We start from the raw sequence: 21,889 nt of genomic DNA, 5'->3' as shown, positions 1-21,889 counted from the left end.
CCGTGCCGTGCGCGGCGAGGCGATCAGCCGGCCAGCTGCGCCAGGGCGTCGGTCCACGGGCCGATGAACGGGCTGGCGAACGCGAACAGCAGGCCGACGGCGACCGAGATGATGAACGCGGCGTCGATCAGGCCGGCGGTGATGAACATGCGGACCTGCAGCACCGGGATCAGCTCGGGCTGGCGCGCGGCCGACTCGAGGAACTTGCCGGACATGATGGCGAGGCCGAGACCGGCGCCGAGCGCGGCGAGGCCGACCATGATGCCGATACCGAGGGCAGTGAAGGCCTGGACCTGGGCAAGCGTGGTGAGGATGGTTTCCATGGTTATCTCCGGGCGTGATGCTTTGAGGGTTGGACGAAAGGGTTGGGGTGGAGCTGGAGTTGGAGCTGAAAAACTTGAACTTGAACTGGAGCCGGGAACTGGAGCCGGGACGTCAGTGGCTGTCTTCCGACAGGCTCAGGTAGACGATCGACAGCATCATGAAGATGAAGGCCTGCAGCGGGACCACCAGGATGTGGAAGATCATCCAGCCCAAGCCGAACACCGCGCCGCCGAGCATGCCGATGATGCTGGCGCCGCCAAGCACCCAGATCAGCAGGAACACGATCTCGCCGCCGAACATGTTGCCGAACAGTCGCATCGCCAGCGAAACCGGCTTCGAGATCCATTCGACGATGTTGAGGATGAGGTTGAACGGCATCATCCACTTGCCGAAGGGCGCGGTCAGGAATTCCTTTGTGAAGCCGCCCAGGCCCTTGGAGCGCAGGGCGAAGAACAGCATCAGGAAGAACACGCTGATCGACATGCCGAGCGTGGCGTTGACGTCGGCCGTCGGCACCGGCTTCCAGTACTCCACGCCCACCCATGCAAGCGGGATGGCGAAGAAGTCCGCCGGGATGAACTTCAGCATGTTCATCAGCAGGATCCAGAAGAACAGGGTGATCGCGATCGGCGTCACCAGCTTGCTGGTCCCGTGGTACGTGTCCCGCGCCTGGCGGTCGACGAACTCGAGCATGATCTCGACGAAGGCCTGCCACTTTCCGGGCACGCCCGCGGTGGCGCGGCGGGTGGCGATCCAGAACAGGAAGGTGATCAGCAGGCCCATCGCCACCGAGCTGACCAGGGTGTCGACGTGCAGGGTCATGAACGACCCCTCGCCGACCGACGCGGTCAGGTTCTGCAGGTGGTGCTGGATGTAGCTGGTGGGGGTAAGGTCCGCCGCAGCCGCCATTTCAAGGATTCCCGTTTCGATGTCCGCTGGCCATGGCCAGCACCTGTGCCACCAGGGCGACGATCACGCCCCCGATCACTGCGAGGGGCGGCAGCCGCACCAGGCCGATCGCGACCACCAGCACCGCGATCACCACCACCCACTTCGCCAGCAGCCCCAGCACCATGCGCGCAAGCGCGCCGGTGGCCGGTGCAATACCTCCACCGAGCGCCAGCACGCCGTACAGCGCGCCGCCCGCGGCGATGGCCGCGCCTCCTGCCACCGCGCCCAGCGACCACGCGGATCCCTTCGCGAGCAGCGCAAGCGCCAGCGCGGCGACCGCGACCACCTGCCAGGTGATCGTGCGCCGCACCAGCCGCGAACCTGCGGCAAGGGGATTCAACATGGCGTCCTTGGGTGTGGTGCGGGAGCCGGCCAAACAAACTGGCCCCGTCTAGCCCCGGAATTATAGCAGTCGAATCAGGTCGGGGGCCAATGGGAGAAGTCGGGCGCCTGAACGAGGTGCCACCGAGTCCCGGGACGGCAGGTCCACGCTCTGGCCCGGAGCGGATGAATGCGACGGCGGCCGGGCGAAACCTTTTCGCGATCCCGCTGTCTGACCCTGTGCGCGGCCTGCGTGCGCTCTCCCCTCGTCGATCCGCGCAGGCCCTGCAGAAGCCCCGGACTCCCCGGGGCTTCGACTTGTCAGGCGCCGGGCTCCCGCTCGCGGTCGCGCGCGATCCACTCCTCGATCGCACGACGGGCGCGGCGCTCTTCCGCCTTTTCGCGCAGTGCCTCGATGCCCAGCACGCGCTGCAGGCCCACCATCACGCCGATCATCAGCAGCGCGAACGGCAGCGCGGCAACGGTGATGAGCGTCTGCAGCGCCTCCAGCCCGCCAGCCATGAGCATGGCGGCAGCGATCAGGGCGATGGCGATGCCCCAGGCGAACTTGCGCGACAGGGGGGGATCGCCAGCGGTTTCGCCGGACATCAATCCAAGCACCAGCACCGCGGAATCCGCCGAGGTGATGAAGAAGATCACCAGCAGCAGGATGGTCACGCCGGACAGCAGCTGCGCGAACGGCAGGCTGGCGTACATGCTGAACAGCACGGTCTCGTAGCCCTGCGCCAGCGCTCCCGCCATGTCTCCGCCTCCCAACATTTCACCCCACAGCGCGGCGCCGCCGAACGTGGCGAACCAGGCGAAGCCGAGCAGGCTCGGCACCGCGACCACGCCGAGTACGAACTCGCGCACGCTGCGGCCGTAGGAGACGCGGGCGATGAAGGAGCCCACGAAGGGCGACCACGAGATCCACCAGGCCCAGTAGAAAATCGTCCAGTCGGCCACCCAGGTGCTTTCGGAGAACGGCGCCATGCGCAGGCTCATCTCGATGAGGTGGTCGAAGTAGCTGCCCAGCGAGGTGGTGAAGATCTCGAAGATGAAGCCCGTGGGACCGAGCAGGGCCACCGCCAGCAGCAGCACGCCGGCAAGGATCAGGTTGAAGGTCGACAGCCATTTGATGCCGCGGTCCACGCCGCTGGCGCTGGAGGCCATGTACAGCACGAAGCACGCGCCGATCACCGCCAGCTGCATGCCCAGGCCGGTGGGCAGGCCGAACACGCGCGCCATGCCAGCGCTGATCTGCATGGTGCCGAAGCCCAGCGTGGTGTCCACGCCGGTGGCGGTGCCCACCACCGCGACGATGTTGACCAGCGTGCCGATCCAGCCCAGGTGGCGGTCCCCGATCAGCGGCTGCAGCAGGTCGCTGATCAGGCCGCGCCCGCCGCGGTTGTACTGGAACCAGGCGATCGCCAGGCCCATCAGCGCGTAGATCGCCCACGGGTGCAGGCCCCAATGGAAGAAGGTGTAGCGCATGGCTGCGCGCGCCGCCTGCGGGCTGCCCGGCGGCAGGCCTTCCGGCGGGTTCACCAGGTGCGAGACCGGCTCCGCGGCACCCCAGAACACCAGGCCGATGCCCATGCCCGCGGCGAACAGCATCGACAGCCAGGCCAAGCTGGAAAACTCGGGCTCCGCGTCCCGCCCGCCGATACGCAGGCGCGCGAAGGGCCCGAACGCGAGATACGCCAGGAACAGCAGCGTCAGGAACACGATCAGCAGGTACAGCCAGCCGGCATGAGTGATGACTGCCGCGAGTGCCGCCGATGTCAGCGTGCCGAACGGACCGGGCGCCATGCCCGCGATCACGGCCAGCGCGACGACCAGCAGCAGCGAAATGCGGAACACCATGGACAACCCCCGCCCTTCCATCGAATGCGGGCGACAGCATAGGCACGGCTGGCGTGAGGCGGCGTCATGCCGCTGGAAGCCCGCGCCGCGCGGCCGCGCGCCACAAGCGCGTTCACGCCTCGGCCACCGGGTGGCGTTTGACACTGCACGCCCCCCACGTCGAAGGCCCCTCCATGATCCGCGCGCATCACCGCACCTCCAGCACCACCCTCCGCCGCACCGCCCTCGCCCTTGCCCTGGTGGCCATCGCGTCCCCGGCGCTGGCCCAGGACGGCAACGACCGCGACGACCGCTTCACGCTGCGCCTGAGCGCCTTCAATCCCGGCGCCGACCTGCGCGTCGGCGTGGACGGCGAAGCCAGTGACGGCACCGACACCGCGGCCTTCTCCGATGCCGCCACCCTCGACACCGGAGACGACTGGCGCCCGCGTGGCGCCCTCAACGTGCGCATCTCCGACCGCCAGTCGATCGGCGCCAGCTACTACGACTACGAGAACGACGATGCCTGGAGCTTCGGCGGCGGCGTCGTCAACCCCACGCCCGGCGAATCCCTCACCCTGCCGGCCGTGGACGCTTCGGGCCGGATCAAGTTCGCGATGGCCTCGCTGCACTACGAGTACGCGATCGTGGCCACGCCGGCCTTGGAGTGGGGCCTGGGCCTGGGCGCCACCCACGTCGACCTGGAGGCCGTGGCCGACGCCAGCTGGACCGGGACCGAGGAGCTCGATGCCGGCTCGGCGCGCCTGCGCGACGAAGTCACGGGCTGGAGTCCCGCCATCCACACGCGGCTGACTTGGCGTCCGGCAGACCGCTGGCGCGTGGACTTCGAAGGCCAGTACCTGGACGCCGGCTGGGGCGACTTCGTCGACGAGGACGGTCACTTCGAACGGGCCGGCGTGGTGGTCGAATACCTGGTCACCGAACGCTTCGGCGTGCACGTAGGCTACGACTGGTTCCGCCTGAAGCTGCGCGACCGGTTCGCCGGCACCATCGTGCCGCCGGCCGAAGCCGGCCTGGCCGACATCGACTACGCCGGCACCGGCAGCGCCGAGCTCAAGGTGCATGGCCCGATGGCGGGCGTGACCTTCCGGTTCTGATGCTGCGACAGTGATGCGAAGCCGCCGCGGGGCCGGGTATTCCCGGACCCCGCGGCGCCTGCTCAGTTCCTGACTTGCACGTCGTCGATGTAGACGTTGATGTCATAGCTGGTATTGGCGTGGTACAGCCAGATCGCATCCAGCTTCACGCTGCTTGCGGTGATCGCGCCGTTTCCGCCGACCCAGGCGTTCCACTGCGCGGCATCGGTGAGGCTCCAGGAGACATAGGTCCAGGCGTTGGCCGCGAGGCTGCGGCTGACCGAGCGCTCGGTGCCGTCGCTGTCGTCGATGCCCATCGCCACGCTCATGCCGCTGCCACCGGCGTACACCCAGAAGCCGACGCTGCCGTTGGCGCGGGACAGCGCCGTGTTGCTGCCCGGGCTGCCCGAGCCCGACAGCAGGCGCACCGCCCAGCCGGCCGACGTGTTGGGATTGTCCTTGAGCAGCACGCGCAGCGAGCAGCTGCCGTTCCTGCGCGTGGTGCAGGTGCGGGTGGCCGTGGATGCGGTGGAGATGCCCGTCGTACTGCCCGAATACGCCGGGCTGGTGTTGAAGTGGCCGACGCTGCCCTCGAACGAATCCAAGATGCGGGTGCCGCCGCCGGAGCCCGGATTCAGCCGCGTGTAGTAGCTGGCCCAGTTCCAGTTGATGCCGGGGTCGGTGTGCGTCTGCCCGCTGAAGTGCTGGTGGCCCTTGATCTTGACGCTGGTCGGCAGGACGTTGATGCCGCTGCTGGGCGCGCCCTTGTAGGCGCTGGCGCAGCTGATGGCGCTGTACTTCGAGCAGAAGCTGCGCACCAGCGCCGCCGATGCGTTGTACATCGCGGTGGTGTACCAGCTGCTGTTGTTGACGTAGCCCTCGTGCTCGATACCCAGGGTGTAGCTGTTCTGGTTGCGCACGTGCCAGGCGGTGTGGGCGTTGCGCACCATCTGCGTGACCTGGCCGTCGGAGCTTCGGATCACGTAGTGCGCGCTGACGTTGGACGTGGAGTTCTTGAACCAGCTGATGGTGCCGGCGTAGCTGCCCTGCGCCGTGTGCAGGGTGACCGCGCTGACCGCTGCGCTGCGCGAGGCGTTGTAGTTGCTCGAATGCGCCGGGTTCCAGATCGCCGGGCCGTAATCGGTGCTCTGCGCGCGCAGGCTGCCGTCGCGGTCCTTCTTCGAGGCCTTGCGCACCAGCTGCTCGCTCACCGGGTCGATGGCGAAGCCGTCCACTTCGATGCGGTCGCCCTCCACGTCCAGGCGCACGAACGGAGCCTGCAGCTTCACCAGCGTCGGCACGTCGAAGGCGCGCTCCCAGGCCACCGCCGTCTGCGGCACGACCATGCCCTTCTCGTCGACGCCGCGGTCCTGGGCCAGCAGCACGTCGAAGGCGAAGCTGGCGCGCGCGTAGTCGTCGATCGCGCCGCCACCGGGCGCGGCGGAGTAGCCGGCATAGCGCGCGAGCTCCGGCGCCAGCGATTCGAGGTCGCGCACGTCCTTGCCACGCAGTTGGCGGCCAAGCAGCGCGGCCGCGGCCATGATGTTGACGGCAGGGTCGTGCTTCACGCGCTCCGCGGGCACGCCCAGGAGCGCTGCGGCCTCGCCCACCTGGTCGGCGAAGCCGTTGCCGGCGTAAAGACCCATCACGCCGTGCGCGGCGGGCATGTGGTGATGGTCGCCCATGTCACCGGCCTGGTCGGCGCGGACGTTGTGCCAGCGGCTCTGCACGTAGGCGATGGACTCGAGCGTGCCACGGGGAATCTGCGGATACGCCGCATAGGCGCGCGCGAACAGCGAGGGATAGGCCGCGCGCTCGACGCGCAGGCGGGTCTCCTCATCGCGCAGGCGCTGGTCCATGGCGCGCTCCTGGCGCTCGAGCTCCACCGCCTCGGGCTGCAGCCGGCTTCTGGTTTCCGATGCCGAGGCATTCGCCGCCACGCCCACCGTGCCGATGCAGGCGACGGCCACAGCCACGCCCAACAACTTCCTGTTTGCAGATGTCATCTCACCCCTCCTGGTTGCGCTTGCGCGCGGAATCCAGGCATCCCAAAGCGCCCGGAACGGGCGTCGATGGCCCGTCACGCGAGTTGGCGGCCCGGCAGGAGATGGCGACAGATGGGGCCGGCCCTAGATCGGCCGGAAAGGCGAAACCCGTCCGCGGAAAGCGCGGACGGGATCACGATTTCACGCGGGTCGCCCGGCCTCAGCCGCGCTTCTTGGGCATGTACAGGTCGGTGATGGTGCCCTCGAAGGCCTCGGCCGCCATCGCCACCGACTCCGAGAGCGTCGGGTGCGGATGGATGGTATGGCCGAAGTCGGCGGCTTCGGCGCCCATCTCGATCGCAAGCGCCACCTCGGCGATCAGCTCGCCGGCGTGCACGCCGACGATGGCGCCGCCGATGACCCGCTTCGTCCCCTCGTCGAACAGGAGCTTGGTGAAGCCCTCGCCGCGGCCGATGCCCACCGCGCGCGCGCTCGCCGCCCACGGGAACTTCGCCACGCCCGGCTTGATGCCCTTGGCCTTGGCCTCGGTCTCGGTGAGGCCGACCCAGGCGATCTCGGGATCGGTGTAGGCCACCGAGGGGATCACGCGCGCGACCCACTCACGCTTCTCGCCGGCGGCCACTTCGGCCGCGAGCTTGCCCTCGTGCGTCGCCTTGTGGGCCAGCATCGGCTGGCCGACCAGGTCGCCGATGGCGAAAATGTGGCGCACGTTGGTGCGCATCTGCGCGTCGACCTCGATGAAGCCGCGCTCGCCCACGGTGATTCCGGCCTTTTCGGCGCCGATGCGGCCACCGTTCGGGACGCGGCCCACGGCCACCAGCACGCGGTCGTAGAGTTTGCCGTCGGGGATGCTGTCGCCTTCGAAGCTGCAGCTGATGCCGCTCTTCTGCGCCTTGGCCTCGACCACCTTCGTCTTCAGGTGGATCGCCACGCCCTGCTTCTTCAACCGGTCGGCCAGCGGCTTGACCAGGTCCTTGTCGGCGCCCGGCATCAACTGGTCGGCCAGTTCGACCACGGTGATCTCGCTGCCCAGCGCGCGGTACACCGTCGCCATCTCCAGGCCGATGATGCCGCCGCCAACGACCAGCATCTTCTTCGGAACTTCAGCGAGCTCAAGCGCGTCGGTGGAGTCCATCACCCGCGGGTCGTCCCAGGGGAAGCCCGGCAGCTCCAGCGCCTGCGAACCGGCGGCGATGATGCACTGCTCGAAGCGCAGCAGCTGGACCTTGCCGTCGCTGCCGGTGACCTCGAGCTCGTTGGTCGATGCGAAGCTGCCGGTGCCGGTGACCACGCGCACCTTGCGCTGCTTCGCCATCCCGGCGAGGCCCTTGTTGAACTGGCCGACCACGCCCTCCTTGTGGCCGCGAAGGGCGTCGATGTCGATCTTCGGCTTGCCGAAGCTGATGCCGTAGTCGGCGGCGTGCGCGGCCTCGTCGATCACCCCGGCGGCGTGCAGCAGCGCCTTGGACGGAATGCAGCCGACGTTGAGGCAGACGCCGCCGAGTTGTCCGTAACGCTCGACCAGGACCACGTCCATGCCGAGGTCGGCGGCGCGGAAGGCGGCGGTGTAGCCGCCGGGGCCTGCGCCCAGCACGACCAGGGCGCACTCGATGTCGGCCTTGCGGCCACTGGGCGTGGCTGGCGCGGGCGCTTCCGGCTCGGCGGGCGCGCGATGCGAGCGGGCCACCGGTGGCTTGCCGGGACCGGCGTCATCGGCGGGAGCGGGCCTTTTTGCCGCTGCGCCGGACTTGCCGGCGTCTTCACCCTTTGCCTTGCCAGCCGCGTCGCCCGCGGCCTTGTCTCCTGCCTTGTCCGTCACATCACCGGAGTGGCCAGGCTTGTCCGCAGCGTCCGCGGACGCCTCGGCTTCCAGCACCACCACCACGCTGCCCTCGGCCACGGTATCGCCGACCTTGACCTTGACCTCGCGGACCACGCCGGCGGACGACGAGGGCACTTCCATCGTCGCCTTGTCCGACTCCAGCGTTGCCAGCCCCTGGTCGACGGCGACGGTGTCGCCGACCGCCACCAGCACTTCGATCACCGGCACGCCGTCCAGGCCGCCGATGTCGGGAACCTTCACTTCGATCGTGTTCGCCATGTCCGCGCCCTCAGAGCATCGCCCGGCGCATGTCGCCGAGCAGCTGTGCGAGATAGGCGGTGAAGCGCGCCGCCGCGGCACCGTCGATCACCCGGTGGTCGTAGGAGAGCGACAGCGGCAGCATCAACCGCGGCTTGAACTTTTCGCCGTTCCAGACCGGCTGCATCGCCGACCTGGACACGCCCAGGATCGCGACCTCGGGGGCGTTGATGATCGGGGTGAACGACGTGCCGCCGATGCCTCCAAGCGAGCTGATCGAGAAGCAGCCGCCGGACATGTCCGCCGGGCCGATCTTGCCGTCGCGCGCCTTCTTCGCCAGCGCAGAGGTCTCCTGCGCGATCTCGTTAATGCCCTTGCGGTCGCAGTCGCGCACCACCGGCACCACCAGTCCCTTGGGCGTGTCGGCGGCGAAGCCGATGTTGAAATACTTCTTCAGGGTCAGCGTTTCACCGCTGGCATCGAGCGAGGCGTTGAACTCCGGGAACTTCTGCAGCGCCACGACGCTGGCCTTCATGATGAAGGCGAGCATGGTCAGCTTGACGCCTTCGCCCTTGGCGGCGGCCCGTTCGTTTTCCTTGTTCAACGCAACGCGCAGCGCTTCGAGATCGGTCACGTCGGCACTGTCGTGCTGGGTGACGTGCGGGATCATTGCCCAGTTGCGCGCGAGGTTGGCGCCGCTGATCTTCTGGATCCGGGTCAGTGGCTGCTCCTCGACCTCGCCGAACTTCGAGAAGTCGACCTTCGGCCATGGCAGCAGCGACAGGCCCGCGCCACCGGCGACCGCACCGCCCCCCGGGGCGCCGCCCTGAAGCGCGCCCTTGACGAACTTCTGCACGTCCTCGCGCGTGATGCGCCCGTTGCGCGCGCTGCCCCTGACCTGCAGCAGGTCGACGCCGAGCTCGCGCGCGAACAGCCGCACCGCGGGGCTGGCATAGGGCACCTTGTCCGGCATCAGGGCGTCGGCGTCGAAGCGCCGCGGCGGCGCCGTGTCCTCGGCCGACGCCACGCCCGCCTGGTGGTCGATCGAGGCCTGCGCGATGTTGTCTGCCTCCTCGGGCACGGCAACGGGTTCGACCCGGGTCCCGGTCTCGGCGGCGGGCGCGGTCTTCGCGTCCGCTTCGGGTTGGGCGCGCTCCGCACCGCCAGCGTTGCCACCGGTCGCGGTCGCAGCGCCTGCGGAACCGGCATTCCCCGTTGCGTCTGTGTCGACGCCAGCCTCCGCCGGCTCGATCAGTGCTACCACGCCACCTTCGGACAGCGTGTCGCCGACCTTTACCCTGACCTCGCGCACGGTGCCCGCGAAGGGTGCCGGCACCTCCATCGTGGCCTTGTCGGACTCGAGGGTGATGAGGCTCTGGTCCTTCTCGACCACATCGCCGGCGGCGACCAGCACTTCGATCACCGGTACGTCGTCGAATCCTCCGATGTCCGGTACGCGTGCTTCCTGGGGGCTGGCCATCGGGGTCTCCACGGGGCGATCGGTCGGGTCGCTATTGTGGCCCCGCCCGCTGCACGCGCCAAGCGCGCCGCCCCCGCGCCCGCGCTCATCCGCGATTCACCGGCGTGGACGCGTGGTGCAGCGGATGAACCGCATGTGTGGAAGTTCCCGTTATCCCGCCGCCGCGACAAGCGGGATTCATGCGCGCATCGATAGGGTGGCGCCGTCCCATCCCGGGACCATATGTTCGTAACGAGGAGACTCCCCCATGTCCCCCATGAAGTTCCTGATTCCGGCCGCACTGGCCATGGCCGCCACCCCCGCCGCTTTCGCCCAGGATGCCGGTAGCAGCGCCGACAAGCGCGTCTCCGTCGTCGCCGGCTATTCGATGGTGGAACCGACCCGCAACCCCGAGATCGCCGGTACCCGTACAGAATTCGAGGGCGAAGGCACGCCGACGCTTGGCGTGACGTACCACATCACAGACAACTGGGGCGTTGAAGCCTGGGCCGCCGACAGCTACGGCCAGCGCGTGAACGCCGGCGGCGGCAAGGTCGGCAGCGTCGATGCGCAGCCGTACTCGCTGAGCGGCCAGTACCGTTTCGGCACCCCCGACAGCACCGTGCGCCCGTTCGTCGGCCTCGGCTACCACGAGACCAACTACGACAACGAGAGCGCCACGCCCACCGGCGACCGCGTCGGCGTGGAGACGGCCAAGGGCGCCGTGGCCACGGTGGGCATGGACGTGAACATCACGCCGACCTGGTTCGCACGTGCCGATGCGCGCTATTTCCAGTCCGATTCGGACGTGAAGATCAACGACGTCAACGCCGGCGAGGCCAAGCTCGACCCGGTGGTCGTGGGCGTGGGCATCGGCGCGCGCTTCTGACGCTGGCCCCCCGCAACGGATGGAGGCGGGCCCTGCGGGGCCCGTTTCCGTTTCCATTTCCTTTCCGCTTTCCCGTTTCCGGCGCCGCCTGCCGGCCGGTGGTCAATGCCGCGCCGCTTCCTTGACCACCCGCTCCCGCCGCATCATGTAGAGCCCGCTGACGACGATGATCGCTGCGCCCAGCCAGGTCATGCCGTCGGGCAGCGCCTGCCACAGCACCAGGTCAAGCAACACCACCCACAGCAGCGCGGTGTATTCCAGCGGCGCGATCAGCGAGGCCTGGCCGAGGCGGAACGCGTGGGTCAGCGCGACCTGCCCCAGGGTGCCGGACACCGCGACGCCGGCCAGCAGCCAGGCATCGGCCATGCGCAAGGGCACCCACTGCGGCCAGGCCAGCAGCCCGGCGCCGATCGCGACCATCGCCAGGAACCAGAACACCAATGACTGCGCGCTGTCACGCTGCGCCAGCATGCGCACGATCACGACCGATGCTGCGTAGCAGACCGTGGCGAACAGCACCAGCAGGCCCGCGTGCGTGAGCACGCCCTCCCCGCCCGGCCGCAGCACCACCAGCACGCCGACGATGCCGACCACGATCGCCGTCCAGCGCCGCGGCCCGACGTGTTCCCGCAGCAGCGGCACGGCCAGCGCGGTGACCAGCAGGGGCCCGACGAAGGTGATCGCGTAGGCGGTCGACATCGGCAGGTCGCGCAAGCCGGCGACGAAACACGACAGGAAGGCCACGCCGAGCACGCCCCGCAGCAGGTGCAGCGGCCAGTGGATGCGGAACAGCGGACGCAGGCCGGTGGTCGCGGCGGCCCAGGCCAGCACCAGCGGCAGGCCCACCAGCCCGCGCAGCGCGGCGACCTGCATCGCCGGATAGCCCCCCGCCAGTTGCTTCATGCAGGCATCCATCACGCACAGCACGGCGACCGCGATCAGCATCGCGGCGATGGCGCGGCGGTGGTCGCGCGCGGCCACGGCGTCGGCGGCGGGGTCGTGCACGGGGCGCTCCGGGAACGCCCCGGGGGGCGCAAGGCGCACATGATGCACGAGGCCCGCGCCGATCGCGTTGCGGTACCCTGAGGGCCCTTCATTCCAAGGTGGTTAACGCGCCATGCCGTCCTTCGACATCATCTCCGAAGTCGACACCCACGAGCTGACCAACGCCGTCGACCAGGCCAACCGCGAGCTGACCACGCGCTTCGATTTCAAGGGCGTGGATGCAGCCTTCGAGCGCGAGGACGCGGTGATCTCCCAGCGCGCGCCCAGCGAGTTCCAGCTCCAGCAGATGACCGACATCCTGCGTGCCCGCCTGGCGGCGCGGAAAATCGACACCCGCTGCCTGGAATTCGGCGACGTGGAGACCAACCTCGCCGGCGCGCGCCAGAAGGTCACCGTCAAGCAGGGCATCGAGCGCGACCTGGCGAAGAAGATCGGCGCCGAGATCAAGGCCGCCAAGCTCAAGGTCGACACCCAGATCAACGGCGACAAGCTGCGCGTGACCGGAAAGAAGCGCGACGACCTGCAGGAGGTCATGGCGCTGCTGCGCGGCAAGGAGTTCGAGCAGCCGCTGCAGTTCGACAACTTCCGCGACTGATGGATCCGCTCGAAGACACCCGCCGCTGGCTCGAACGCGCGGTCATCGGCCTCAATCTCTGCCCCTTCGCCAAGGCGGTGGTGAACAAGGGCCAGGTGCGGATGGTCCTGAGCGAGGCGCGCGATGAGGCGGCGCTGCTGGAAGAACTGGGCGCGGAGCTGCTGCGCCTGCGCGACACCCCCGCGGCCGACATCGACACCACGCTGATCGTGCATCCGCAGGTGCTGGGCGATTTCCTCGACTACAACGACTTCCTCGAATCCGCCGACGCCCTGGTGTCGGAACTCGACCTGGAAGGCGTGCTCCAGGTCGCGAGCTTCCATCCGCAGTACCAGTTCGCCGACAGCCAACCCGACGACATCGCCAACTACACCAACCGCTCGCCCTGGCCGACCCTGCATCTGCTGCGCGAGGACAGCGTGTCGCGCGCGGTCGAGGCGTTTCCCGATCCCGACGAGATCGTCGAGCGCAACGTCGAGACGCTGCAGAAGCTGGGCCATGCCGGCTGGCGAGACCTGTTCTAGGCGGTCATCGGGGCTGCGGCAGGGCGAGAGGCGGGATCAGGATCAAGGCGGGGAGCCAGGAGCTGGGGTCTGCGGGCTTCGGGCTTCGGGAGGGAGCGTGCCTCTCCAAGCGGGGACATGGACCGGCGAAGCAGCCGTCCATGGCTGATTCGCCTACCGCGCACATCCATGTGCGTTGTCCATGTCCCCGCTTGGAGAGTCCCGCTTTCGCGAATCCGGTAATTGCGGCTTCGGTGGGTGCAGGAGCCGGATGGCGGGGGGAGTTCGGAGAGTGGGCCATGGATGGCCCACGCCCCCGCTTCCAGCCATGGATGGCTGGCGGCGGGGCGGAGCACTCCCCCCGCCAGCCGGCTCCCGCGGCGCGCGCCCGCACTCGTGGCTATGCGCCACGGCCATGATCGTGGCACTTCCGGAACCCTGTTCGCGGCGATAGCCACTTCCGCGGAAAGGCTGCGGGGACCGTCGGCCGTCCGTCAGCGACCGGAGCTGAAGATCTTCTCGCGGCCGGCTTCGTCGAGCATGCGCCACTGCCCTTCCGGCAGGTCGCCGAGAGACAGCCCGCCCACGTGGCTGCGATGCAGTGCATCGACATGGTTGCCGACCGCCGCGAACATCCGCCGTACCTGGTGGTAGCGGCCCTCGTGCAGGGTCAGTCGCGCGCGGATGGGCGACAGGACCTCGAGTTCCGCCGGCAGCAGCGGCGTGTCGTCGGACTCGAGCATCAGCGTGCCGCTGGCGAATGCCGCCACCTCGTCGCCGCGCAGCGGCTCCGCCAGCGTCGCCTCGTACACCTTCGCGAGCTGCGACTTCGGCGAGATGATCCGGTGCAGCAGCTGGCCGTCGTCGGTCATCAGCAGCAGGCCGCTGGTTTCGCGGTCCAGGCGCCCGACCGTCGACAGCGTCGGCGAACGCAGCGCGAAGCGCTCCGGCAGCAGGTCGTAGACCAGACGGCCGCGGTCCTTCGTCGAACAGGTGTAACCGGCCGGCTTGTGCAGCATCAGCAGCAGGCCGGGCGGCGGGTCCAGCGGCTCGCCGTCCACGCGCACGTCGGCCCGGTCGGGCTGGTCGTCCGCGTACAGGACCTCGCCCGCGGCATCGGTTACCCGGCCTTCGCGGAACATCATCGCCACCTGCTTGCGGCTGCCATGGCCCAGGTTGGCCAGCGTCTTGACCAGTTTCATCGCCGCGTCCGCGCTTCGCGCGCATCCCAGGGTTCGCGTGGCTCGCGCGCCGGACGCGGCGGGCGCGCGTCGGTGGATTTCACCGCCTCCACCACCTTGAAGCCGCCCTCCTGCGCCACCAGGCGGACTTCCCCAAAGCCGGTGCCCAGGGCCTCCTCGTAGGGCAAGTGGCGGTTCGCGACCAGCCACAGGCTGCCGCCGGGACGCAGCGCCCGCGCCGCCGCGGAGATGAAGGCGCGGCCCACGTCGGGGCGCTCGCGCCCGTCGGGCACGTGGAAGGGCGGGTTGCTGACCAGCACGTCGTAGCCCGCGGGAATGCCCGCGGTGACGTCGTGCCAGTGGAACCCGACGGCCGCGCGCGATGCGTGGCCGGCGAGGTTGTGCCGCGCCAGCGCAAGCGCGCGGGCATCGGCTTCGAAGGCGTCCAGCACGGTGATGCCGGGGCAGCGTTCGAGCAGCTCGGCCGACAGGTAGCCGTAGCCCGCGCCCAGGTCGGCGGCGCGGCCGGCGAGCCCGGCCGGGAGGTGCCGCGCGAGCAGCGCCGAGGCCGGATCGATGCGATCCCAGGCGAAGACGCCCGGGCGACTGAGGAAGCGGCCGCCCGCGACCGGACGCGGCGCGTCGAGCGCGCGCCACTGCGTCGCCAGCGCCGGATCCGCGCCGGCCTGCCCGGCGCGCGCCCGGAACACGCGGCACTTGTGCTTGCTGCGCGTGCCGACCGGGCCGGCGATGCGCGCGAAATCGGCCTCGGCGGACTTCGCGCCGGCATCGTTGGCCACGCTCGCGACCACCCATGCGCCGCGAGCGGCCCGTGCCAGGGCCTCGGCGAACAGCGCGCGCGCCTCGTCGCGCTGGCGCGGCGGAAGCAGCAGGACCAGCGGCCGGGTGCCGTCATCGGCGGTGGTGCCGTCTGCGGACCCCTCGCCGAGTCCGTCGGTCACCGTGAACCCGGCCTGCAGCAGGGCTTCGGCGTCGGGCTTGAACACGGTCTCGCAGGCAAGCCCGGGCCAGTCCCGTGGATCCAGCGTGCCGCCGGCGCGGGCGCGCAGGAACAGCGCACCCGCCTCGCGGGGCAGGCTGCCATCGGCGAAAGACAGGAGCAGCGCGTCGAGGGCGGCATCGCCGTGGCTGGTCATGGGAATCGGGGCTCGCTTCTCCGGGGCCCGCGATTGTAGTGCGGCATGCGTCCCTCCACGGTCCGCGAACACATGCTTCATCCGCTGCGAATGCGGGTTTTGCCAGCATCGGGCCAACCAAGGACACCAAGGAACCACGCATGCGCGCACTTTTCGTCGGCGGCCCCATCGACAACAGCGAGCTGGACATCGATGCCGATGCGCCGCCCACGCACTACCCGCCGGACACCGGCGGCGGGCAGCCGCGCTACCGGCTTCGCCAGATCGGTCGCAAGGGCGACGAGATCGCCTATGCGGTCTACGGCGCGCCCGAGAGTGCCGATGACGAGGTGGCCGCGGTCGCCGAAGAGCGCAGTTACGCGCGGCGCTTCGAGGCCGAGGCCGAGCCCGTCACGGGCTGAATCTCAAGCCTCGCGGCTGTCAGCCCTGCAACTCGCGCAGCGTGACCGCGGGCGGCGCATCCAGCACGCGGCGCGTGGCCCACAGCCCCGCGAGGAGCGCCGCGCCCATGCCGGCGAGGCTACCCAGGGCCGCCATCGCGATGTCCGGCTTCCACGGCAGGTCGAACACTTCCCTGGCCACCACGCCGGCCAGCACGGATGCCGCGACCGCTGCGACCAGCCCCGAAAGGAGGCCGATGGCCGCGAACTCCGAGGCCTGCGCAAGCCGCAGCTGGCGCCGGCTGGCACCGAGCACGCGCATCACCCCGCCTTCCAGCAGGCGCTCGTCCTGGCTGGCGCTGATCGCCGCCAGCAGCACCAGCAGGCCGGCGGCCAGCGCGAACCAGAACACCACTTCAACCACGGTCGACACCTGGTCCGCGGTGTTGCGCACCTGCTCCAGCAGGGCGTCAATGTCGATCACCGAAACATTCGGGTAGCGCTGCACCAGCGCGCGGGTGAACGCGGTATCGCCCTGCGGCACGCTGACCGCCGTGATCCAGCTGGCCGGGTAGGCATCCAGCGCGCCGGGCGAGAACAGCACGAAGAAGTTCGGCCGGAAGCTCTCCCACTCGACCTCGCGCAGGCTGGTGACCCGGCCTTCGAGGCGGCGCCCGGCGATGTCGAAGGCAATCCGGTCGCCCAGCGCCCAGCCCAGCGATTCGGCGAAGCCGGCCTCGACAGACAGCTCCGTCCCCTCGCCGCCTTCCGGTCCCCAGAACGCGCCTGCGGTGACGCGGTTGTCGTCACGCAGGGCCGTGGCCGTGGACAGGTTGAATTCGCGGTCGGCGCGGCGCTGCGCACGGCGTGAGTCCCCGCCGCCACCGTCACCGGCGAAGTCGCTGCCGCTGACCACGGCTCCGTTGTGCGTCGCCAGGCGCCCGCGCACCATCGGATACAGGACCGGCTCGGACAGGCCCTGCGCGGTGGCGATCGCGGCGAGGCCGTCGAGCTGGTCCTGCTGGACGTTGACGATGAAGCGGTTGGGGGCCTCTTCGGCCAGCGCCAGCTGCCAGCGCCCGACCAGGTCCGTGCGCACGAAGATCAGCAGCAGCAGGGCCATCAGGCCGAGGCCCAGCGCCGAAACCTGGGCGATGCTGGTACCCGCGCGGCGGCTGACGTTGGCCAGGCCGTAGCGCGCGGCCCCGCGCAGGCGCGTGCGCAGCCGGCGCACGGCCAGGATCATCAGCCAGGCCAGCAGCGCCAGCGCGCCCAGGGTGGCCGCGATGCCGGCCAGCATCGCGATCGCAAGCGTCGCCGATCCCGCCTGCCACCACAGCAGTGCGCCGATGCCGGCCACGCCGGCGGCCAGCACGACAAGCGCCGCGGGCTCGGTGGGATCCAGGTCGCGGCGCAGCACGCTCAGCGCAGGCACCCGGCGCAGTGCAAGCACCGGCGGCACGGCGAAGGCCAGCAACACCACCATGCCCACGCCGTAGCCGCCCAAGGCCGGCAGCGGGCCGGCGGGCGGGATGTCGATGCCGAGCATGCCGGCCAGCCAGCCGCCGATCACCCACTGCAGCCCCCAGGCGATGGCCACCCCCGCGCTGCAGGCCATCAGCCCGAGCAGCAGCAGCTCGCCGACGTGGATCCCCGCGAGCGTCGCCTGGCTTGCGCCCAGGCAGCGCATGACCGCGGCGCCCTGCAGATGGCGCGCGCTGTGGCGGCGTGCAGCCATGGCCACCGCCACCGCGGCCAGGACCACCGAGACCAGGGCCGCCAGGCCCAGGAAGCGCCCGGCGCGGTCGAGCGCCGAGCGCACTTCGGGACGCGCGTCGGCGGCCGTTTCCAGGCGCTGGCCGCGCGCAAGGCCGTCGCGGGCAACGGCGGTGAAGCGCTCCACGGCGCCGGCATCGCCCGCGACCACCAGGCGGTAGCGGATGCGGCTGCCCTCCTGGACCAGGCCGGTGGCGGCGAGATCGCCGGGATGGATGAAGACCTTGGGCGCGACGTTGAAGTAGTCGAGCGCGGCATCGGGCTCCTGCAGCACCAGGGCCTCCAGCCGCAGCTCCAGCGTGCCGATGCCGATGCTGTCGCCGATGCGGGCGCCCAAAGTCTCGGCGCCGCCGCGGCTCATCCACAGCGTGCCCGGGGCGGGCACGCCGTCGGCCACGTGCTCGACGCCGTCGGCCGCGGCGATGCGGTACTCGCCGCGCAGCGGGAAGCCCTCGCCCAGCGCGCGCAGCTCGCCCAGCTTGAGCTGCGCATCGGCGCCGCGCCCTACGCGCACCATGGTGTCGAGTTCCACGGTGTCGGCGTGCCGCAGGCCCGGAGCCTCCGCCGCCAACCGCACCGGGCCCTCGATCGGCGCGTCAGCGCGCAGCACCGCGTCGCCGCCAAGCAGGCGGTTGGCTTCGATCGCCAGGGCACGCGCGGCGCGGTCGGTGACGAAGCCGACCGCGGTCACCGCCACCACCGCCAGCACCAGCGCCGCCAGCAGGATGCGCACGTCGCCCGAGGCCAGGTCCCGCCTCAGCTGGCGCCAGGCAAGACGGGCGACCTTCATGCCGCCGGGCCGCTGTCGGCCACCAGGCGCCCGCCCTCGATGCGGAGCGTGCGCCCGCAGCGCGCGGCAAGGTGTTCGTCGTGCGTCACCAGCACCAGGGTCGTGCCGGCGTCCTGGTTGAGCGCAAACAGCAGCTCGATGATGGCCTGGCCGGTGGTGGTGTCGAGGTTGCCGGTCGGCTCATCGGCGAACAGCAGCGAGGGCCCGGTGACGAAGGCGCGCGCCACCGCCACGCGCTGCTGCTCGCCGCCAGAGAGCTGCCGCGGGTAGTGGCCCAGGCGCTCGCCCAGGCCAACGCGGTCCAGGATCGCGCGCGCCGGCGATCCGGCATCGGCTTCGCCGCGCAGCTCCAGCGGCAGCATCACGTTCTCCAGCGCCGTCAGCGAGGGCAACAGCTGGAAGTTCTGGAACACGAAGCCGACCTTGTCGCCGCGCACCTTCGCGCGGCCGTCCTCGTCGAGCGTGGACAGCGCCGCGCCGTCGATCGACACCGTGCCGGAGCTGGGCGCATCCAGGCCCGCGAGCAGCGACAGCAGCGTGCTCTTGCCGGACCCCGACGGGCCGACCACCGCCACGCTTTCACCGCGGGCGATGCTGAAACCGACGCCGTCCAGGATCACCAGTTCGCCGCCCGGCAGCTGCACGCGCTTGCCCAGTGACTGCGCGGCGAGTGCAGGCGCTGGCATGCATGCGGTGTCCGACGATGCCTGTCCGGCCATGGAAGCTTCCTGGTGCGTGGGCCGGCAAGGATATCGGGCCCGGGCCCCGCGCAGGCGTGCCATCGGTTGGCGGCCACCCGCCTGGCCGCTCGACCGGCCGTCGGCAAGGCTCAGCGCGGCGTCGCGAACAGCGGGTAGGGATCGATCGGCCTGCCCTTCCACCACTGCTTTTCGGGTCCCAGCACGAAGATGGCGAAATGCAGGTGTGGCGCGGCTGGATCGGCATTGCCGCTGCTGCCGACATGGCCGATCACCTGGCCGCGGCTGACCTGCTGTTGCTCCGCCAGGCCCGGCGCGTAGCTGTCCAGGTGCGCGTAGTAGTAGGCGAAGCGTGCGTCGGGATCGAACTGGTAGATGGTCAGCCCGCCCTGCCGGCTGTCGAACAGCTTCTCCACGTGGCCGTCGGCCACCGCCAGCACCGGCGTGCCGGTCGGCGCCATGATGTCCAGCGCCTCGTGCACCCGGCCTTCGCCACGGGCGTCGTCGTACGTCGGCGACAGCGCGGACGGCTCGACGCCCTGCACCGGCAGCAACAGTCCCTCGGACGGCGCTGGATCGTGCTGCGCCCGAGCGGCAGTGCCTGGAGCCGCCGGCATGCCTCCGGGTTCAGCGGGCGACGCAGCGCGCGAGCGCGTGTGCGTGCCCGTGTCCGGCGCATCGGCCATCCCGGCCTCACCAGGTCGAGCATCGCCCGCGCCTGCGCTCGCGACGTTCGACGCGCCGCCGGTCGACGGTACCTGCGACGCGGGCGCGATCCGCAGGATGCGGGCGCGCTCCGCAGGCGCCATCGTCGCGATGTGCACGGCGGCGGCCAGCAGCAGTCCGGCGAACACCCAGGCCAGGTATTTCACCGGCTATTCCTGCAGTACCGCCGGCATGCCGGGCGCAACCGCGGCCGCGAGCGCGCGCACGTTCCAGTTGGTCAGCCGGATGCAGCCATGGGAGTCGGTCTTGCCGACGTGCGCCGGCGCCGGCGTGCCGTGAATCCCGTAGTGCTCCTTGGACAGGTCCACCCAGGCCACGCCGACCGGATTGTTGGGCCCCGGCGCCAGCGTGGCCTTGGCGTGGGCGGGGTCGGCGTCCCAGAACAGCTCGGGGTTGTAGTGGAAGGATGGATCGCTGGCGACGCCCTTGATCGTCCATTCGCCGATCGGCAGCGGATCGTGTTCGCTGCCCGTGGACGCCGGGTACTGGGCGACGACTTCGCCCGCCGCGGACAGCAGCCGCACCACGGAGTCGGACCTGTCGACGACCACCTTCGCGACCTCCGGCAGCGGAGCGCCAGACTCCACCGCCGGGACCAGGATGCGCGTCCCCGCGGCCGCGAGGTCCTTGTCGGGGTTCAGGCGCTGCAACAGGCCCGGGCTGGCGTGGAACTTCTCGCCCAGGGCTTCCGCGGCGCTCTCGAAGCCGAGGGACTCCAGGCGGGACTGTTCCATCATGTCGCCGGGCAGGGCGTTGAACGGGCCGGCCACATCGGCGGCGGCAATCACGTATTCGACCAGGACCGGTGCCGCGTCGGCGTCCAGCGCCTTCCGGGTGGGATCGTCGAGCTCGCCGCTGGCGTCAAGCCCGTGGCTTTCCTGGAATGCGGCGATCGCACGCTGCGTGTTGCCACCGCCGCGGCCGTCGATCTCGCCCGGCGAGAAGTGCGCACGGTCCAGCAGCACCTGAGCGCGCAGCATGGCGTGCTCGCCGGTGGCGTTGGCGGGATCATTCGCGGGGTGCCCGGGGGCACTCGCCGGCGCTTCGGCCTCAGGCGGCGACGGCGCCTCCTGGCGCGCGTGCGCTGCGGGCAGGGCGGTCCCGATGATGGCGCAGAGCATCAGGGCAAGCGGCTTGGCAGGCGTCATTCGGCACTCCTCGGGCTGCGGATGCCGGCGATGCTGCGCGAGCCGCGGACCATGCGACGTGAAAGATCCTTCTCCAGCCCCGGGAGCGTTCAGGCCCGAAGCACGGGCGCCACTGGTCGGCAGGCATGCAGGCGACCGCGACGGAAGCCCGACAGGCACTCGGGCATCATGTGTCCTGGCGTCGGGACCCGGCGCACGACAGCGAGAACGTTGATGTTGCGACGAACCCTGCCCGCCCGCCGGCGCCTGGCGTCGGGCCTGCCGGCCCTTCTGCTACCGGTCCTGGCCGCGTTCGCCCTGGGTGCCGCGGCGCCCGCGTCCGCGCGCCAGGCCGCTGCCGGCGACGACGCCCGGCGCACCGTGCTGGTGATGGGCGATTCGCTTTCCGCGGGTTACGGCCTGTCGGCCGGGGAAGGCTGGGTCTCGCTGCTGGAGGGGCGCATCGCACGCGAGCATCCGGGCTGTCGCATCGCCAACGCGAGCATCAGCGGCGAGACCAGCGCCGGCGGTTCGGCTCGCGTGGTCGGGGAGGTCCTGCACCACCATCCGGCGGTGGTGGTGATCGCGCTGGGTGCCAACGACGCGCTGCGCGGCCTGCCCCTCCCGGAGCTGCATCGCAACCTGGCGCGGATGATCGGTGCATCGCAGCACGTGGGCGCGGACGTGCTCCTGGTCGGCATGCGCATGCCGCCCAACCTCGGTCCCGAATACGCGCAGGGCTTCGAGCGGACCTACCGGCTGCTGGCGCGGTTCTTCGACGTCCCGCTGCTGCCCTTCCTGCTGGAACCCGTCGCCCACGACCGCGCCAGCTTCCAGGACGACAACCTGCACCCCACCGCGGCCGCGCAGCCGGCGATCGCCGCGCACGCATGGGAGGCGCTGCTGCCGCTTCTGAACACTGCTTGTCCGGCGGTCGCGCATTGATTGCAGCCCGCGGCCCCGGGTAGCAGACTGGATT

At 70.4% G+C, this 21,889-nt stretch carries 20 protein-coding genes; 6 read left to right on the top strand and 14 right to left on the bottom strand.

Annotation, left to right across the window (positions count from 1 at the left end):
- Nucleotides 1-23: 23 nt before the first annotated feature.
- The 4 genes from atpE to WCE39_RS13935 all read right to left on the bottom strand — a co-directional run bounded on the left by atpE (nt 24) and on the right by WCE39_RS13935 (nt 3,462).
- Nucleotides 24-323, bottom strand: a complete 300-nt coding sequence (gene atpE / locus WCE39_RS13950) for a F0F1 ATP synthase subunit C (RefSeq protein WP_343256079.1) — start codon at nt 321-323, stop codon at nt 24-26.
- Between the two features lie 112 nt (nt 324-435).
- On the bottom strand, nt 436-1,233 hold the full coding sequence (gene atpB, locus WCE39_RS13945) for a F0F1 ATP synthase subunit A (protein ID WP_343277281.1): 798 nt from the start codon (nt 1,231-1,233) through the stop codon (nt 436-438).
- A 1-nt stretch (nt 1,234) separates the two neighbouring features.
- A complete protein-coding gene (locus WCE39_RS13940) occupies nt 1,235-1,618 on the bottom strand; it encodes a hypothetical protein (RefSeq protein WP_343277280.1) in 384 nt (127 codons plus the stop codon).
- A gap of 299 nt (nt 1,619-1,917) precedes the next feature.
- Nucleotides 1,918-3,462, bottom strand: a complete 1,545-nt coding sequence (locus WCE39_RS13935) for a BCCT family transporter (protein ID WP_343277279.1) — start codon at nt 3,460-3,462, stop codon at nt 1,918-1,920.
- Nucleotides 3,463-3,635: 173 nt separating this feature from the next.
- Here WCE39_RS13935 and WCE39_RS13930 point away from each other — a divergent pair, with 173 nt between their 5' ends.
- On the top strand, nt 3,636-4,559 hold the full coding sequence (locus tag WCE39_RS13930) for a TonB-dependent receptor (RefSeq protein WP_343277278.1): 924 nt from the start codon (nt 3,636-3,638) through the stop codon (nt 4,557-4,559).
- 62 nt (nt 4,560-4,621) lie between these two features.
- On the opposite strand, the gene WCE39_RS13925 is transcribed toward WCE39_RS13930, so the two are convergent.
- The 3 genes from WCE39_RS13925 to WCE39_RS13915 all read right to left on the bottom strand — a co-directional run bounded on the left by WCE39_RS13925 (nt 4,622) and on the right by WCE39_RS13915 (nt 10,104).
- Nucleotides 4,622-6,544: an N-acetylmuramoyl-L-alanine amidase gene (locus WCE39_RS13925; protein ID WP_343277277.1), complete on the bottom strand. Its 1,923-nt coding sequence runs from the start codon at nt 6,542-6,544 to the stop codon at nt 4,622-4,624.
- 199 nt (nt 6,545-6,743) lie between these two features.
- Nucleotides 6,744-8,645 carry a dihydrolipoyl dehydrogenase gene (lpdA, locus tag WCE39_RS13920; protein WP_343277276.1) on the bottom strand — a complete coding sequence of 634 codons (1,902 nt, stop codon included), beginning with the start codon at nt 8,643-8,645 and terminating at the stop codon, nt 6,744-6,746.
- Nucleotides 8,646-8,655: 10 nt separating this feature from the next.
- Nucleotides 8,656-10,104 carry a dihydrolipoyllysine-residue acetyltransferase gene (locus WCE39_RS13915; RefSeq protein ID WP_343277275.1) on the bottom strand — a complete coding sequence of 483 codons (1,449 nt, stop codon included), beginning with the start codon at nt 10,102-10,104 and terminating at the stop codon, nt 8,656-8,658.
- 247 nt (nt 10,105-10,351) lie between these two features.
- Here WCE39_RS13915 and WCE39_RS13910 point away from each other — a divergent pair, with 247 nt between their 5' ends.
- The gene (locus WCE39_RS13910; RefSeq protein ID WP_343277274.1) at nt 10,352-10,972 is read left to right on the top strand and encodes an OmpW/AlkL family protein; all 621 of its coding nucleotides are present in this window, start codon (nt 10,352-10,354) and stop codon (nt 10,970-10,972) included.
- A 102-nt stretch (nt 10,973-11,074) separates the two neighbouring features.
- Here the strand turns inward: WCE39_RS13910 and WCE39_RS13905 are convergent, their stop codons facing one another.
- The gene (locus WCE39_RS13905; RefSeq protein ID WP_343277296.1) at nt 11,075-11,917 is read right to left on the bottom strand and encodes a DMT family transporter; all 843 of its coding nucleotides are present in this window, start codon (nt 11,915-11,917) and stop codon (nt 11,075-11,077) included.
- Nucleotides 11,918-12,089: 172 nt separating this feature from the next.
- Between WCE39_RS13905 and WCE39_RS13900 the strand changes: the two genes are divergently transcribed.
- On the top strand, nt 12,090-12,572 hold the full coding sequence (locus WCE39_RS13900) for a YajQ family cyclic di-GMP-binding protein (protein ID WP_343277273.1): 483 nt from the start codon (nt 12,090-12,092) through the stop codon (nt 12,570-12,572).
- Nucleotides 12,572-13,096 carry a DUF1415 domain-containing protein gene (locus WCE39_RS13895; RefSeq protein ID WP_343277272.1) on the top strand — a complete coding sequence of 175 codons (525 nt, stop codon included), beginning with the start codon at nt 12,572-12,574 and terminating at the stop codon, nt 13,094-13,096. The genes WCE39_RS13900 and WCE39_RS13895 overlap by 1 nt, the downstream gene beginning before the upstream one ends.
- A gap of 473 nt (nt 13,097-13,569) precedes the next feature.
- On the opposite strand, the gene WCE39_RS13890 is transcribed toward WCE39_RS13895, so the two are convergent.
- Nucleotides 13,570-14,277 (bottom strand): 16S rRNA pseudouridine(516) synthase, encoded by a 708-nt coding sequence (locus WCE39_RS13890; protein ID WP_343277271.1) that lies wholly within the window; start codon nt 14,275-14,277, stop codon nt 13,570-13,572.
- Complete coding sequence (locus tag WCE39_RS13885; RefSeq protein WP_343277270.1) at nt 14,274-15,413, bottom strand: class I SAM-dependent methyltransferase; 1,140 nt, start codon at nt 15,411-15,413, stop codon at nt 14,274-14,276. The genes WCE39_RS13890 and WCE39_RS13885 overlap by 4 nt, the downstream gene beginning before the upstream one ends.
- Before the next feature lie 140 nt (nt 15,414-15,553).
- Here WCE39_RS13885 and WCE39_RS13880 point away from each other — a divergent pair, with 140 nt between their 5' ends.
- A complete protein-coding gene (locus WCE39_RS13880; protein ID WP_343277269.1) occupies nt 15,554-15,814 on the top strand; it encodes a hypothetical protein in 261 nt (86 codons plus the stop codon).
- 19 nt (nt 15,815-15,833) lie between these two features.
- On the opposite strand, the gene WCE39_RS13875 is transcribed toward WCE39_RS13880, so the two are convergent.
- The 4 genes from WCE39_RS13875 to WCE39_RS13860 form a co-directional block, all read right to left on the bottom strand.
- Nucleotides 15,834-18,359 carry an ABC transporter permease gene (locus tag WCE39_RS13875; RefSeq protein ID WP_343277268.1) on the bottom strand — a complete coding sequence of 842 codons (2,526 nt, stop codon included), beginning with the start codon at nt 18,357-18,359 and terminating at the stop codon, nt 15,834-15,836.
- Nucleotides 18,356-19,045, bottom strand: coding sequence for an ABC transporter ATP-binding protein (locus WCE39_RS13870; RefSeq protein ID WP_343277267.1), 690 nt, complete (start codon nt 19,043-19,045; stop codon nt 18,356-18,358). Before WCE39_RS13870 ends, WCE39_RS13875 begins: the two co-directional genes overlap by 4 nt.
- 143 nt (nt 19,046-19,188) lie before the next feature.
- Nucleotides 19,189-19,929, bottom strand: a complete 741-nt coding sequence (locus WCE39_RS13865) for a M23 family metallopeptidase (RefSeq protein WP_449284052.1) — start codon at nt 19,927-19,929, stop codon at nt 19,189-19,191.
- Nucleotides 19,930-19,932: 3 nt separating this feature from the next.
- Nucleotides 19,933-20,931, bottom strand: a complete 999-nt coding sequence (locus WCE39_RS13860) for a L,D-transpeptidase family protein (RefSeq protein ID WP_343277266.1) — start codon at nt 20,929-20,931, stop codon at nt 19,933-19,935.
- A gap of 213 nt (nt 20,932-21,144) precedes the next feature.
- Here WCE39_RS13860 and WCE39_RS13855 point away from each other — a divergent pair, with 213 nt between their 5' ends.
- Complete coding sequence (locus tag WCE39_RS13855) at nt 21,145-21,855, top strand: arylesterase (RefSeq protein WP_343277265.1); 711 nt, start codon at nt 21,145-21,147, stop codon at nt 21,853-21,855.
- Nucleotides 21,856-21,889: the final 34 nt, after the last annotated feature.

The sequence above is a fragment of the Luteimonas yanweni genome (assembly GCF_039548475.1).
In the GTDB taxonomy this organism is placed as follows: domain Bacteria; phylum Pseudomonadota; class Gammaproteobacteria; order Xanthomonadales; family Xanthomonadaceae; genus Luteimonas.
This window is presented reverse-complemented; position numbering and strand designations above follow the sequence as displayed.

What these genes read in the sequence shown, in the direction of transcription:
- atpE (WP_343256079.1), bottom strand. Translation starts at nt 323, where the DNA reads ATGGAAACCATCCTCACCACGCTTGCCCAGGTCCAGGCCTTCACTGCC.
- atpB (WP_343277281.1), bottom strand. Translation starts at nt 1,233, where the DNA reads ATGGCGGCTGCGGCGGACCTTACCCCCACCAGCTACATCCAGCACCAC.
- WCE39_RS13940 (WP_343277280.1), bottom strand. Translation starts at nt 1,618, where the DNA reads ATGTTGAATCCCCTTGCCGCAGGTTCGCGGCTGGTGCGGCGCACGATC.
- WCE39_RS13935 (WP_343277279.1), bottom strand. Translation starts at nt 3,462, where the DNA reads ATGGTGTTCCGCATTTCGCTGCTGCTGGTCGTCGCGCTGGCCGTGATC.
- WCE39_RS13930 (WP_343277278.1), top strand. Translation starts at nt 3,636, where the DNA reads ATGATCCGCGCGCATCACCGCACCTCCAGCACCACCCTCCGCCGCACC.
- WCE39_RS13925 (WP_343277277.1), bottom strand. Translation starts at nt 6,544, where the DNA reads ATGACATCTGCAAACAGGAAGTTGTTGGGCGTGGCTGTGGCCGTCGCC.
- lpdA (WP_343277276.1), bottom strand. Translation starts at nt 8,645, where the DNA reads ATGGCGAACACGATCGAAGTGAAGGTTCCCGACATCGGCGGCCTGGAC.
- WCE39_RS13915 (WP_343277275.1), bottom strand. Translation starts at nt 10,104, where the DNA reads ATGGCCAGCCCCCAGGAAGCACGCGTACCGGACATCGGAGGATTCGAC.
- WCE39_RS13910 (WP_343277274.1), top strand. Translation starts at nt 10,352, where the DNA reads ATGTCCCCCATGAAGTTCCTGATTCCGGCCGCACTGGCCATGGCCGCC.
- WCE39_RS13905 (WP_343277296.1), bottom strand. Translation starts at nt 11,917, where the DNA reads ATGCTGATCGCGGTCGCCGTGCTGTGCGTGATGGATGCCTGCATGAAG.
- WCE39_RS13900 (WP_343277273.1), top strand. Translation starts at nt 12,090, where the DNA reads ATGCCGTCCTTCGACATCATCTCCGAAGTCGACACCCACGAGCTGACC.
- WCE39_RS13895 (WP_343277272.1), top strand. Translation starts at nt 12,572, where the DNA reads ATGGATCCGCTCGAAGACACCCGCCGCTGGCTCGAACGCGCGGTCATC.
- WCE39_RS13890 (WP_343277271.1), bottom strand. Translation starts at nt 14,277, where the DNA reads ATGAAACTGGTCAAGACGCTGGCCAACCTGGGCCATGGCAGCCGCAAG.
- WCE39_RS13885 (WP_343277270.1), bottom strand. Translation starts at nt 15,413, where the DNA reads ATGACCAGCCACGGCGATGCCGCCCTCGACGCGCTGCTCCTGTCTTTC.
- WCE39_RS13880 (WP_343277269.1), top strand. Translation starts at nt 15,554, where the DNA reads ATGCGCGCACTTTTCGTCGGCGGCCCCATCGACAACAGCGAGCTGGAC.
- WCE39_RS13875 (WP_343277268.1), bottom strand. Translation starts at nt 18,359, where the DNA reads ATGAAGGTCGCCCGTCTTGCCTGGCGCCAGCTGAGGCGGGACCTGGCC.
- WCE39_RS13870 (WP_343277267.1), bottom strand. Translation starts at nt 19,045, where the DNA reads ATGCCAGCGCCTGCACTCGCCGCGCAGTCACTGGGCAAGCGCGTGCAG.
- WCE39_RS13860 (WP_343277266.1), bottom strand. Translation starts at nt 20,931, where the DNA reads ATGACGCCTGCCAAGCCGCTTGCCCTGATGCTCTGCGCCATCATCGGG.
- WCE39_RS13855 (WP_343277265.1), top strand. Translation starts at nt 21,145, where the DNA reads ATGTTGCGACGAACCCTGCCCGCCCGCCGGCGCCTGGCGTCGGGCCTG.